At 52.6% G+C, this 12,169-nt stretch carries 14 protein-coding genes; 2 read left to right on the top strand and 12 right to left on the bottom strand.

Going from position 1 to position 12,169, the window contains the following annotated elements; all coding sequences use genetic code 11:
* Positions 1–25 precede the first annotated feature (25 nt).
* Complete coding sequence (locus tag QQJ87_RS11830; RefSeq protein ID WP_284281966.1) at positions 26–1,030, top strand: class 1 fructose-bisphosphatase; 1,005 nt, start codon at positions 26–28, stop codon at positions 1,028–1,030.
* A 51-nt stretch (positions 1,031–1,081) separates the two neighbouring features.
* Here the strand turns inward: QQJ87_RS11830 and QQJ87_RS11825 are convergent, their stop codons facing one another.
* Entirely contained in the window at positions 1,082–2,665 is a 1,584-nt protein-coding gene (locus QQJ87_RS11825; protein ID WP_284281964.1) for a M48 family metallopeptidase, read from the bottom strand.
* A 103-nt stretch (positions 2,666–2,768) separates the two neighbouring features.
* On the opposite strand from QQJ87_RS11825, the gene moaC reads away from it, so the two are divergent.
* Complete coding sequence (gene moaC / locus QQJ87_RS11820) at positions 2,769–3,266, top strand: cyclic pyranopterin monophosphate synthase MoaC (RefSeq protein WP_284281963.1); 498 nt, start codon at positions 2,769–2,771, stop codon at positions 3,264–3,266.
* Between the two features lie 25 nt (positions 3,267–3,291).
* Here moaC and QQJ87_RS11815 read toward each other — a convergent pair whose 3' ends face one another.
* The 11 genes from QQJ87_RS11815 to ribBA all read right to left on the bottom strand — a co-directional run bounded on the left by QQJ87_RS11815 (position 3,292) and on the right by ribBA (position 12,114).
* The gene (locus QQJ87_RS11815; RefSeq protein WP_284281961.1) at positions 3,292–3,816 is read right to left on the bottom strand and encodes a pilin; all 525 of its coding nucleotides are present in this window, start codon (positions 3,814–3,816) and stop codon (positions 3,292–3,294) included.
* A gap of 152 nt (positions 3,817–3,968) precedes the next feature.
* A complete protein-coding gene (gene sucD / locus QQJ87_RS11810; protein ID WP_284281959.1) occupies positions 3,969–4,856 on the bottom strand; it encodes a succinate--CoA ligase subunit alpha in 888 nt (295 codons plus the stop codon).
* 64 nt (positions 4,857–4,920) lie between these two features.
* Positions 4,921–6,081 carry an ADP-forming succinate--CoA ligase subunit beta gene (sucC, locus tag QQJ87_RS11805; protein ID WP_284281958.1) on the bottom strand — a complete coding sequence of 387 codons (1,161 nt, stop codon included), beginning with the start codon at positions 6,079–6,081 and terminating at the stop codon, positions 4,921–4,923.
* Positions 6,082–6,353: 272 nt separating this feature from the next.
* Positions 6,354–6,836, bottom strand: a complete 483-nt coding sequence (locus QQJ87_RS11800) for a regulatory protein RecX (protein WP_284281957.1) — start codon at positions 6,834–6,836, stop codon at positions 6,354–6,356.
* A gap of 10 nt (positions 6,837–6,846) precedes the next feature.
* Positions 6,847–7,899, bottom strand: a complete 1,053-nt coding sequence (gene recA, locus QQJ87_RS11795) for a recombinase RecA (RefSeq protein ID WP_284281956.1) — start codon at positions 7,897–7,899, stop codon at positions 6,847–6,849.
* Between the two features lie 64 nt (positions 7,900–7,963).
* Positions 7,964–8,461 (bottom strand): CinA family protein, encoded by a 498-nt coding sequence (locus QQJ87_RS11790; protein WP_284281955.1) that lies wholly within the window; start codon positions 8,459–8,461, stop codon positions 7,964–7,966.
* Complete coding sequence (locus QQJ87_RS11785; protein WP_284281954.1) at positions 8,461–8,997, bottom strand: phosphatidylglycerophosphatase A family protein; 537 nt, start codon at positions 8,995–8,997, stop codon at positions 8,461–8,463. Before QQJ87_RS11785 ends, QQJ87_RS11790 begins: the two co-directional genes overlap by 1 nt.
* The gene (thiL, locus tag QQJ87_RS11780; protein WP_284281953.1) at positions 8,990–10,060 is read right to left on the bottom strand and encodes a thiamine-phosphate kinase; all 1,071 of its coding nucleotides are present in this window, start codon (positions 10,058–10,060) and stop codon (positions 8,990–8,992) included. Before thiL ends, QQJ87_RS11785 begins: the two co-directional genes overlap by 8 nt.
* 11 nt (positions 10,061–10,071) lie before the next feature.
* Positions 10,072–10,512: a transcription antitermination factor NusB gene (gene nusB, locus QQJ87_RS11775; RefSeq protein WP_284281952.1), complete on the bottom strand. Its 441-nt coding sequence runs from the start codon at positions 10,510–10,512 to the stop codon at positions 10,072–10,074.
* A 22-nt stretch (positions 10,513–10,534) separates the two neighbouring features.
* Positions 10,535–11,044: a 6,7-dimethyl-8-ribityllumazine synthase gene (ribH, locus tag QQJ87_RS11770; protein ID WP_284281951.1), complete on the bottom strand. Its 510-nt coding sequence runs from the start codon at positions 11,042–11,044 to the stop codon at positions 10,535–10,537.
* The gene (gene ribBA / locus QQJ87_RS11765) at positions 11,041–12,114 is read right to left on the bottom strand and encodes a bifunctional 3,4-dihydroxy-2-butanone-4-phosphate synthase/GTP cyclohydrolase II (RefSeq protein WP_431310101.1); all 1,074 of its coding nucleotides are present in this window, start codon (positions 12,112–12,114) and stop codon (positions 11,041–11,043) included. Before ribBA ends, ribH begins: the two co-directional genes overlap by 4 nt.
* Between the last annotated feature and the right edge of the window lie 55 nt (positions 12,115–12,169).

The raw sequence follows: 12,169 nt of genomic DNA, 5'->3' as shown, positions 1-12,169 counted from the left end.
CTCTCAAACACAGGCTCATGCTCAAATGACTAGAACGAATTTGTCTGATTTTTTAAATGTTTGCACCACGAAGCAAGGCAAAGGCGGTATCGATGCCGCCATGGTTGTCTTAATCGAAGCCATGGCCGACACCTGCCGACACATCTCTGCCAACATTCACAAGGGTGCATTGGCTGGTATTTTGGGGTCAGCAGGAACAGAAAATGTACAAGGCGAGACCCAGAAGCAACTGGATGTCATTGCAAACGACATGCTGCTTGAATCTCTGGCGCAGACAGGTGTGGTGGCCGGAATGGCCTCAGAAGAGCTTGACGATTGCTCACCCGTGCGTGGCTGTGAGGACCGTCCCTATCTCGTTCTGTTCGATCCGTTGGACGGCTCCAGCAACATTGATGTGAATGTCTCAATCGGCACAATTTTTTCCGTGCTTCAAAACCCTGAAAATGGCTTGATTACCAACGAATCATTCTTGCAAGCTGGCCACACCCAAGTTGCAGCCGGGTACGTTGTGTACGGTCCTCAAACCCAGATGGTGCTTACCTTTGGTGATGGCGTGTATGGCTTTACTTTGGACAGAGAGGCAGCCGAGTTTGTATTGACGGCCGAAAGAATGCAAATTTCGGAAGACACCAAAGAGTTCGCCATCAACATGTCAAACCAGCGTCACTGGTACGCCCCGGTGCAAAAATACATTGAAGAATTGCTCATGGGTAAAACCGGTCCACGTGGCAAAGATTTCAACATGCGGTGGATCGCGTCGATGGTGGCTGATGTGCACCGGGTTTTGACTCGCGGCGGAATCTTCATGTACCCCAAAGACCAACGCGACCCTAGCAAACCGGGCAAGCTCCGCTTGATGTACGAGGCCAACCCCATGAGTTTTTTGGTGGAACAAGCAGGCGGTACAGCGTGCGACGCGGAAACCCGTATTCTGGATATTGAGCCACTTGATCTTCACCAACGATGCTCGGTGGTATTGGGTTCAGCCAATGAGGTCAATCGGGTTTTGAGTTATCACCAGACGGCTTAATAAGACACCCTCGGCCCGAATGCGCGAATGATGACCCGTTGAAGCCGTGGTTTACTGCTTCATTGACTTCATCATCTCGCGCTGTTCATCGGCCTTTTGCTTGTACTCTCGCTGCTTGGCGTCAATTTCCGCCAGCAAGTAATAATCGTTGGTGGCAAAACGCTTCGCAATCTGCGTTTGTTCAATGGCGGGTAAGTAAGCACCGCGTGCAGCATAGGACTGAGCCAGGAAATAATGTTGATCGGCCTGCTTACCCAGCGCCTGGGCACTTTTGGCGGCCAACTCAAATAGATCCCCATTGGAGCGGTAAGCCGCTGTCAAATCCCGTAAGAACTGTTCGGCCTTTTCATGCAGGCCCAAGCTTTGCAATCCACGGGCATACAGCAATTTCACAGACATGTTGCCCTTGTAGGTCTCACGGAAATCTTCCAGATCTGCCAACAGCTTCTTTTCTTGTGGGTTCAAAGTGCTGTCTGCGCGATTGGGCACTAAATCAGGACGACCGGTGTCATAAAGCTTCAAGCGCAAGCGCAACCGCTCAGCCTGCAGCATGGCGGGCATCACCTGAACCTTGACCACAGAGCGCCCTTGATCATAGAGGTCAATCGCCTTGGTAACCTCTGTCAAAGCCTGCTGCGTTTTGCCCAGTTTTGACAACACCAGGCTGCGCCCGTAGGCAAGAACCACCGGGTTCTTAATGTTCTCCTGAATCATGGGCTCCTGAAAAATTCGAAGTTGATCATTCAGGTCCTGGGGAGATTTGTCTGCTACAACAATTGCCTTGACCCGCACCAGTTCAAACTCAAGCGGGTCGTCGTTGTAATCCTTTTTCTCGGGGACCAATCCCGCGCGGTTTCTGATGTCCGCAATCCGCTCGGCGGTCAAAGGGTGGGTTTGCAGATAAGCAGGCGCGTTGTTTTCATACAGGCGCGCACTCTTCTGAAGGCGACCGAAGAAATCAACCATACCTTGGGGATTGAACCCAGCCGCTTCAAGCGTTGCAAAACCGACCCGATCTGCTTCCCTTTCTGAATCTCGGGAAAAAGACAATTGCTGATTGACTGAATAGCCTGCACCAGCGGCGATGACACCCTGCGCGGCATCCGGATTGCTCGATGCCAAAAGAATACCGGCAATAATTGCAGCGGCAGAGACCAGACTGGTCTGCTTCTGCTGACTGTACATGCGTGCGATGTGTCGCTGAGTGACGTGTCCAACCTCGTGCGCTAGAACCGAGGCCAGTTCAGACTCAGTGTGAGCCGATGCGATCAAACCGCTGTTCACCCCAATGTGACCACCAGGCAATGCAAACGCGTTGATGGTTTTGTCGGTCACCAGAAAAAATTCAAAGTCAGAGGGAGAGGCACCGGCAGCCGTTACGATTTTTGCACCAAATCGGTTCAGAAAACCCGTAATTTCGCTGTCGTCGTTGATTTGACCGAACGTGCGATAGTCCCGCATGATGAGGTCTCCCAGCTTCTTCTCATCCTGCACGGAGAGCTCGCTGCTGCCAGCATCGCCAAGGTTGGGGAGGTTCCCAATGCCGTCTGCATAGAGATTCGAACTCAACACGCTCAGTGACACAGTGGCAAAACAGGCTGAAAGCAGCCATTTTCTGGGGCGCAAGAGGCGCATGGTGTCTTCCAGGAAATGCAATTAGACTATGATAACGCGAGCAACGCCGACTTCAATATCCAGCCGGTGTCCAACAGGTTCAATGAAGTAAAGAAAAGTAAATATGGACAGGCCAGACCAAGTATTTCAAGACCAGGGGCTCACCCATTTCGATGCGCAAGGTAACGCGCACATGGTGGATGTGGGGGCAAAAAAGGAAACCGAACGCAAAGCCACCGCCATTGGCCGAATTGCGCTGGGTAACAAAGCCTACGCGGCCCTGAAGGCGGGGACCAGCAAAAAAGGTGATGTGCTTGGAGTCGCACGGATTGCAGCTATTCAAGGTGCAAAACGCACCTCAGACCTCATTCCTCTGTGTCACCCGCTACCCCTGACCCGTCTGGCTGTCGATTTTGAACTTGACGATGAAAACCACGAAGTAGCGTGCATCTGCACGGCTCAAACCTTCGGAAAGACAGGAGTCGAGATGGAGGCACTGACTGGTGTACAGATTGGCCTTCTGACCATTTACGACATGCTCAAGGCCATCGACAAAGGCATGGTCATGAAAGAAACCCGTCTTCTGGAGAAGACGGGTGGGAAAAGTGACTTCAAAGGTTGAATGATAGATTCGGAAATTACGGCTCTTATGGTGTGACCGGATCGTTCCTGCAAATCGCGGGCACCAGGTCTTTCGCTTTTGAATTGGCAACCCCACCGCTTGCATTGGTTGACACTGAGCACTTCCAGGACACGATCGGATTGCCTGCTACCGCCAGTGTTCCATCCGCCTGCAAAGGCTGCAGGTAGACGTATCGTCCACGCATGTCGGTCGGAATTGCTGTCCTCCCGGCACCGGTGGCCATCTGTACTTGGATACCATAATTTGAAATGACAACACGCTGAACGTTGTCAGTTTGAATGGATGGACAATTGGCCTTTACGTTGTCATTTGGCAGCGTACCGTTGGTTGAATAATATTCAAGGAAACCCGTTTTGCAACCCTCTGCATAATTGATTGCCTCTGAAATTCTAGCCCGACCCAGATAATTGGAAAATGCAGGCACCGCAATGGAGGCCAAAATACCGACAATCGCAATGGCGATCATCAACTCGATCAAAGTAAAACCGCTCTCGCGATTCGTGTTTTGTGATTTGAATGTGCTGTTCATGAGTGCGTAACCCTTTGTAAAAAGCGATGCAGGAGCCTCTATTGTTCGCTTTGGGTTATCGCCTTAAACACCCCTGATAAGGTTAAGAAACAAAGCCCCCCTAACAGGATTAGGGGGGCTTTTATTTCTACTTAACCAAGGAAAATGGCTAATCAGGCACCAATCGCCTTTTTCAGCAACTTGCCCATTTCAGAAGGATCTTTCGTCACGGTGATGCCGCATTCTTCCATAATGGCGAGCTTTTCCTGAGCGGTGCCTTTGCCACCAGAAATGATGGCGCCAGCGTGGCCCATGCGTTTTCCGGGGGGCGCAGTAACACCGGCGATAAAGCCCACAACAGGCTTTTTCATGTTCTCTTTCACCCACAATGCGGCCTCTTCCTCGTCACTGCCGCCGATCTCGCCGATCATGACGACGGCGTCGGTGTCGGGATCGTCATTGAACAGCTTCATGACCTCAATGTGCTTCAAGCCGTTGACTGGATCACCACCGATGCCCACGGCACTGGACTGGCCCAAGCCCAACTCAGACAACTGGCCAACTGCTTCGTAAGTCAGGGTACCAGAGCGTGAAACCACGCCGATCCGTCCTTTCTTGTGGATATGACCGGGCATAATGCCGATTTTGATTTCATCAGGTGTGATAACGCCTGGGCAATTTGGACCCACCAAGACGGTTTTGCGCCCTTCGCGCTTCATACGGTCGCGCACCTCGATCATGTCACGAACAGGAATACCCTCGGTGATACAGATCACCAAGTCCAAATCGGCCTCAACTGCCTCCCAAATGGCTGCCGCCGCAAAGGGAGGTGGAACGTAAATAACCGAGGCAGTAGCGCCTGTCTGCTTTTTTGCATCGGAAACAGTGCCATAAATTGGAATCCCTTCGAAATCCTCTCCGGCCTTTTTGGGGTTTACACCTGCTACAAAGCAATTTTTGCCATTGGCGTAATCGCGACACATGCGAGTGTGAAATTGACCGGTTTTACCTGTAATACCCTGGGTAATGACCTTGGTGTCCTTGTTGATCAGAATTGACATCTGTTTGTCCTTCTATGAAAGTCGGGGGAGCCGCAAGGCTCAACCCCGTGTTAATTGTTGAACCTTACTTGGTAGCAGCCACAACCTTTTGCGCGGCTTCACCCATGGTGTTTGCTGCGATGATGGGAAGACCGGAATCCGCCAGAATTTTCTTGCCCAGGTCTTCGTTGGTGCCCTTCATGCGAACGACCAGTGGAACGCTCAAACCAACGGCCTTTGACGCAGCAACCACACCTTCGGCAATCACGTCACAGCGCATAATGCCGCCGAAGATGTTCACCAGAATGGCTTTCAAATTGGGGTTCTTCAACATGATCTTGAAGGCCTCAGTCACCTTTTCAGTGGTGGCACCACCGCCCACGTCGAGGAAGTTGGCTGGCTCGCCACCAAACAGCTTGATGGTGTCCATGGTGGCCATGGCCAAGCCTGCGCCATTGACCAGACAGCCAATGTTGCCATCCAGAGAAATGTAAGACAGATCAAACTTGCTGGCCTCAATTTCGGCGGGGTCTTCTTCAGCGAGATCGCGCATGGCGACCACGTCTGGATGACGGTACAGGGCGTTGGAGTCAAAGTTGATCTTCGCGTCCAGCGCGACGATGTCACCAGATCCGGTCAAAATCAGAGGATTGATTTCTGCCAAGCTGGCATCGGTGTCCCAGAAAGCCTTGTACAAGGCCTGGAAAATAACGCGCGCCTTGGCAACTGAAGCAGCTGGCACGCCGATTTTTGAGGCAAGATCATCGGCCTCAGAATCAGTCAAACCTGTGACTGGGTTGACGTACACCTTGTGAATCAGCTCTGGCGTCTTTTCTGCCACTTCTTCAATTTCCATGCCGCCTTCGCTGGAAGCCATGATGCAGACGCGCTGGGTAACGCGGTCGACCACAATACCAACGTAGTATTCTTTCTTGATGTCTGCGCCCTCTTCAACCAAGAGGCGACTTACTTTCTGACCCTCAGGTCCTGTTTGGTGAGTCACCAACTGCATGCCGAGAATCTGGCTGGCGTATGTTTTTACTTCGTCCATGCTTTTGGCGACCTTAACGCCACCACCCTTGCCTCGTCCACCTGCGTGAATCTGAGCCTTTACCACCCAGACCGGTCCGCCCAGTTTTTCAGCAGCAGCCACAGCTTCGTCCACAGAGAAACATGGATATCCAGTGGGAACAGCCACGCCGTACTTTTTTAAAATTTCCTTGCCTTGGTACTCATGAATTTTCATTTGCAATCCTTCGAGGGGAAGAGTTAGCTTGAGTCAATCAAATTCCGACAGGCGGTTGACTGACAAGTTCAAATTTGGAAGAGTGCTTGAAAATGCGTGACAGTGCTGCTGGCGACCCGTGAAGATTGCCGAAACAAAAATGAAGCATGCAGAACATGCGTGAGGAAACTGTTTTCATCAATTCGTCTTTGCTGTTTGTGCCGCTACCCGACGCTTCGTCAAGTATCTAGACTATCACTTCTATTTAAACACATAAGCCGAGATGGATCATATCACGCATCTTCCGAATGATCTTGAAGGAAACGAGTCCATGCCAAATTGATGTTGTGAAAGTGAAACCCACGGGCACCCAACGCCCGGATGGCTTTGGCCTTCAGTTGAAGCAGATTTTCACGGTGATCCGTGTCTTCGCATGCCAGTGCAGCGGCTAGCTTGGCTGCATATCGCCGCTCAAGCCATTTCCGCGCACGCACCTCTTCGGGCTCCAAATCATCAACCTGCCCCGAAAGAGTGACACCGACCTGATGCTGGTCCAGCTCAGCCTGAATGAATTGATCGCCATAAGTGGGTGCACGACGACGAAAGAGGCTGTTCGAAAAACGCTCATCTGACTGGAAGCCTTGTTTCATGGCCCAATCGACGGCGTCTTCAGCCTCTTCCTGAGAATAGCCTTTGGTCAAGAGTTTGGCCAATAGCTCGCGGCGGGAATGTTCCCGACGCGACAATAGATCGACCGCCTTGATTCTGGCGGCCACTTTGCGCCTATTAAGCGGATGCCTCATTGCGTGCAGTAGACGCAACTGCCTTCACGCCGAGCTTTTCGCGGATCTTGTTCTCAATTTCAACGGCGATGGCCGGATTGGCTTTCAAGAACTCACGGGCATTGTCTTTACCCTGACCAATCTTTTCATCGTTGTAGGCATACCAGGCACCCGCCTTGTCCACGAAACCGTTGGCCACACCCAGGTCAATGATTTCACCCTCGCGAGAAGTGCCCTGACCATACAAAATATCGAACTCGGCCTGTTTGAACGGTGGGCTGACCTTGTTTTTAACAACCTTCACTCGTGTTTCACTGCCGATGACCTCTTCGCCTTTTTTGATTGAACCGATTCGGCGGATATCCAGACGCACTGAACTGTAAAACTTCAACGCATTACCACCTGTGGTGGTTTCAGGGCTACCAAACATCACACCGATCTTCATGCGGATCTGGTTGATAAAAACCACCAGGCAATTGGTTCTTTTGATGTTGGCTGTTAATTTGCGCAGGGCCTGGCTCATCAAGCGTGCTTGCAAACCAGGCAGGGAATCGCCCATGTCGCCCTCAATTTCGGCTTTGGGAGTAAGCGCAGCAACCGAGTCAACAATCACCAAATCAACGGAGCCAGAACGAACCAGTGCGTCCACAATTTCCAGAGCCTGCTCACCAGTGTCGGGCTGAGAAATCAGGAGGTCGGGCAGATTGACACCCAGTTTTTGAGCATATTGGACATCCAGAGCGTGCTCAGCATCAATAAACGCGCAAGTGCCGCCCAGCTTTTGCATTTCTGCAATCACCTGCAGGGTCAGGGTGGTTTTACCTGAAGATTCAGGGCCATAAATTTCAACCACACGACCACGAGGCAAACCGCCCACACCCAGCGCCACATCCAGACCCAGCGAACCAGTAGACACCACTTCGATGTCGTCAATTACCTCACCTTCGCCAAAGCGCATGATGCTGCCTTTGCCAAACTGCTTTTCAATTTGACCCAGTGCCGCAGCCAGGGCCTTTACTTTGTCTGCAGATTGATTCTTGGTACGCAAGTCTTCCATGAGTTGATGCCTTTGATCGTGAAATTGGGAGTACGCAGATTATTGCACAAATAAAGCTGTATTTCTATACAGTCTTTTTAAAATTAACAGAACCCAGCAAATTTAAGGCTGCTGCCACGGCCTGTTGTTGAATTGCCTCTCGATCGCCATGGAAATGAAAGCGGTGTGCTTCAATTTTCCGGTGCCTGACAGCCAACCCCATCCAGACCGTACCCACAGGCTTGTCTTCTGAACCACCGTCAGGCCCAGCGATTCCAGAAATCGACAGCGCACAATCCACGTTCATGGCAATCATACCGCCGTTGGCCATTTCTTTGACGCACTCCTCACTGACCGCGCCATTTTCCTGAAGCGTGGACTCCCTGACGTAAACCTGCTTCATTTTGACGACATTGGAATAGGTGATGAACCCACCCTCAAACCACTGGCTGGCCCCTGGTACGGAGGTCAGCGCTGCCCCCAAACGCCCGCCCGTGCACGATTCGACGACGGCCAGCTTTTTCTTTTCTGCCAAAAAAAGCGCAGATACACTGCTCAGTAAATCAACCAAGGCGGGTTCCATCAATGCCCCCCAAGGCGAAAAACATACACATAAGCGGCCAGGGTCAACAAACTCATCAACGCCGCCACGACGTCATCGAACATCACGCCGAACCCGTTTTTCCAATGGCGGTCGAACCAGCGAATGGGCGGCGGCTTTGCAATGTCAAAAAACCGGAACACCAGCACACAGAACAACTGTTCGAACGGCGATGAAAAATACCGTGCGGCCACGAACAGGACAATCCAAATGGCCACGATTTCATCCCATACAATGCCGCCGTGATCAACCACGCCGAGCGCCCTGCCCGTCACGTGGCAAAACAGACAACCGGCGACGAAAGCAATGGCAATCAACACAGGCCATGTGCCCTCGGTCATCCGGGGGTTGATCCAAACATACAGCAACCACCCCATCAAAGTGCCGAAGGTGCCCGGACTGAACCAGGCCAAACCACTGCCAAACCCCAGAGAAAAAACATGCAGGGGGTTGGACAGCATAAAACCCCATCCTGGCTTTTTGATCCTCGGCGTGGTTGAAAAGGGCGTGTCAGTCATGGGATGGCTTCAGAAAAGCGAAATGAGCGAAAGAGCCGATGGCCAGTGGCCTTACATTACCATTGAGCGACCTGAAAAACATCCCCTCGCTTGAGCAAACCCGCCCAATGGGAGTGACCTGCACTTGGTGACGACTACCCAGCCATTGAATTTCCTCGGAGCGCGTTTCTTGGGCACAAAACGCCAGTTGGTAATCGTCGCCACCGCTAAGTGCAAGCGCTCTGGAAAACGCAAAATCAAGCTTTGAATCGCCCCACACCTGCTGCCACACGCAATCCAGCGCGTCTTCTTCCAACTCAATCCCGAGTTTGCTGGCACTGGCAATGTGGGCCAAGTCACCCGTCATGCCGTCTGACAAATCCAGTGCCGCATGAACAATCGGTCGCAAGGCCATTGAAAATTGAAGGGGGGGCCTGGGCTTGTGCAGCGCATCAAGTGCTTTGGAGCGAACCAAAGCTGGCGTGCTGTTCAACAGGGCAAGTAAATGTTCTTGAGAAAATGGGGGCAAAGAGAGCGGCAAACCGCGAGATTGACATTCCAGAAGCAGCCCCAAGCGAGCCAAACCTGGCACACCAGTGACCCAGACACGGTCAGCCAACTGGGCTGCAGCGCGGTCATAGCCTTGATGACTGGCTGGGTGTTGACCCATCACTGTGATGGAAATACCCAGGCCCGACTGCCGTCGGGTGGTGTCCCCGCCCACCAAGGGACAGTTGTATTCTTGGGCTGCGGCCAGCAAGCCTCTGGAAAACCCGGACAACCAATCGTGACAAACACTCGACAGACCCAGACCCAATACAAAACCCAAAGGCTCTGCACCGCATGCCGCAAGGTCCGACAGGTTTACGGCCAGTGATTTCCAGCCCAACTCGAACGCCGAAGCGTCATCAAAGAAATGAATTCCGGATTCCAGCAGATCTGTGGAGATCACCATCACCTGCCCATCATCTGGACGCAATCGGGCGCAATCGTCACCGATGCCTCGAATAATTCGCGGGTGCGATGCGTCTGCCAAATGCTGAAAAGGCAGTGCGAAGTGGGTTCGAATGAGATCAAACTCCATCGCTGAAGAATTCAGTCGCGAGCGGCGGCTTGTACCTCAACTTCTCGCACCTGCTGGGCGAGTTTGTCGAGTACCCCATTCACGAAGCGGTGTGCATCCGTGCCACCAAAGGTTTTGGTCAACTCGACCGCTTCGTTGATGACCACCCGATAGGGAATGTCGGGATGTTCTACCAGCTCACGTGCCCCCAAGACCAACACAGATTTTTCAACTGGGCTTAATTCATCCCAGCCTCGGTCAAGGTGCGGGGTCAGCAAATCCGCGAGAGTCTGCAGATTTTTAAGGCTGCCATGCAACAGGGATTGATAATGAACCATGTCTGCCTTGGCAAACCCCGGCGCATCGCGAAGATGCGCATCCAGGGCCCCGGCGTCAACGGGGTTTAAAAACCACTGATACAAACCCTGCAACGCCAGTTCTCTGGATCGTCTGCGCGCATTGCGGGTGTGCATTCCTTTTCTTTTTTGATCCACTTCACTCATCGTCTTCTTCTTCCAACTCGTCTTCCAGCGGAAGATTGTCGTCCATCGCCATCATGAGGTTCCCCATTTCGACGGCACCTCGGGCGGCATCCACACCTTTGTCTTCAATGCGCTCAATCGCCTGGTCTTCAGTGTAGGTGGTCAAAATCATGTTGATAACCGGCAGGTTGTGGCGAAGGGCCACGTCCGACACGCCGCGAGCGCTTTCGTTGCTCACAATCTCAAAGTGATAAGTGTCGCCCTTGATGATGGCACCCAATGCAATCAGGACGTCAAATTCGCCGGACAAGGCCAATCTGTCGAGCGTGACAGGAATTTCCATGGCACCCGGTACGGTGATGTGAAGCACATCTTCACTTTGCACACCCAGGCGAAGAAGCTCGGCGCAGCAGACCTTCCAGAGACCATTGGTGATCTCTTCGTTGAAGCGGGCCTGAACAACGCCTACTCGAATGCCGTCTCCATTGAGGTTGGCGGGCACACTACCGGGACTGTTACTCATTTGGCTTCTCCGTGAACATAACCAGAAATTTCCAGATCGAATCCAGTCATGCTGGGCATCTTTCGGGGTTTGGACAACAACTTCATCTTGGCAACGCCAAGGTCTTTCAAAATCTGGGCGCCTACCCCGTAGGTACGGAGGTCGGGGCTCGACCCTGCGCCTTTGCGTGAAGTGGCCCCGCTTTCTTCAATTTCGTCCAGTGACTTGAACTGCCCCAACAAACGCTCGGAGGACACATTGCAATTCAGCAGCACGATCACCCCTGAACCATGTTCAACGATGCGCTTCATGGCCGCCGGAATGGAGAAGGAGTGTTCGGACAAGGTTGCTTCCAGCAAGTCCAGAATTGAACTGGGCTCGTGCACGCGCACCAGGGTTTCTTCCGAGGCTTTGACGTCGCCATACACCAGCGCAAAATGTGCACCTGAGGTTGGCTTGTCTCGGTAAGCAACACCGCGAAACACGCCGTGATCCGACTGAATTGGACGTTCATGAACGCGCTCCACCAGTGATTCATGGGAGCTGCGGTAATGAATCAGATCAGCGATAGTGCCAATCTTCAAACCGTGTTCTTTCGCAAACTCCATGAGATCGGGCAATCGGGCCATGGTGCCGTCGTCTTTCATGATTTCACAAATGACGGAAGCCGGCGTCAGACCTGCCATGGCGGCCAGATCACAACCCGCCTCTGTGTGCCCTGCACGCATCAGCACGCCGCCATTGACTGCAGACAAAGGAAATACGTGACCGGGCTGGACCAAATCCGCCGGTTTAGCATCGCGGTTGACCGCCACTCGAATGGTGCGCGCGCGATCGGCTGCAGAAATACCGGTTGACACGCCCTCGGCCGCCTCAATGGAAACCGTGAAATTGGTGCCGTGGGACGAACCGTTGGCTGCAACCATTGGCCTTAGGCCCAGTTCGCGACAGCGCTGTTCCGTCAGGGTCAGACAAATCAGACCCCGACCGTATTTGGCCATGAAATTGATCGCTTCGGGCGTGACAAAGTCGGCAGCGAGCACAAGGTCGCCCTCGTTTTCGCGATCTTCTTCATCGACAAGTATGACCATGCGGCCAGACCGCATTTCCTCAACGATCTCGCTGATTGGACTGATTGAAACCATA

It is taken from the genome of Limnobacter litoralis (assembly GCF_030160455.1).
GTDB classification, from domain to species: Bacteria; Pseudomonadota; Gammaproteobacteria; order Burkholderiales; family Burkholderiaceae_B; genus Limnobacter; species Limnobacter litoralis.
This window is presented reverse-complemented; position numbering and strand designations above follow the sequence as displayed.

Coding starts and splice junctions, on each gene's coding strand:
- recA (WP_284281956.1), bottom strand. CDS start 7,899: ATGGAAGACTTGCGTACCAAGAATCAATCTGCAGACAAAGTAAAGGCC.
- thiL (WP_284281953.1), bottom strand. CDS start 10,060: ATGGAGTTTGATCTCATTCGAACCCACTTCGCACTGCCTTTTCAGCAT.
- QQJ87_RS11785 (WP_284281954.1), bottom strand. CDS start 8,997: ATGACTGACACGCCCTTTTCAACCACGCCGAGGATCAAAAAGCCAGGA.
- sucD (WP_284281959.1), bottom strand. CDS start 4,856: ATGTCAATTCTGATCAACAAGGACACCAAGGTCATTACCCAGGGTATT.
- QQJ87_RS11830 (WP_284281966.1), top strand. CDS start 26: ATGACTAGAACGAATTTGTCTGATTTTTTAAATGTTTGCACCACGAAG.
- QQJ87_RS11790 (WP_284281955.1), bottom strand. CDS start 8,461: ATGGAACCCGCCTTGGTTGATTTACTGAGCAGTGTATCTGCGCTTTTT.
- QQJ87_RS11815 (WP_284281961.1), bottom strand. CDS start 3,816: ATGAACAGCACATTCAAATCACAAAACACGAATCGCGAGAGCGGTTTT.
- sucC (WP_284281958.1), bottom strand. CDS start 6,081: ATGAAAATTCATGAGTACCAAGGCAAGGAAATTTTAAAAAAGTACGGC.
- ribBA (WP_431310101.1), bottom strand. CDS start 12,114: ATGGTCATACTTGTCGATGAAGAAGATCGCGAAAACGAGGGCGACCTT.
- ribH (WP_284281951.1), bottom strand. CDS start 11,044: ATGAGTAACAGTCCCGGTAGTGTGCCCGCCAACCTCAATGGAGACGGC.
- nusB (WP_284281952.1), bottom strand. CDS start 10,512: ATGCACACCCGCAATGCGCGCAGACGATCCAGAGAACTGGCGTTGCAG.
- moaC (WP_284281963.1), top strand. CDS start 2,769: ATGGACAGGCCAGACCAAGTATTTCAAGACCAGGGGCTCACCCATTTC.
- QQJ87_RS11825 (WP_284281964.1), bottom strand. CDS start 2,665: ATGCGCCTCTTGCGCCCCAGAAAATGGCTGCTTTCAGCCTGTTTTGCC.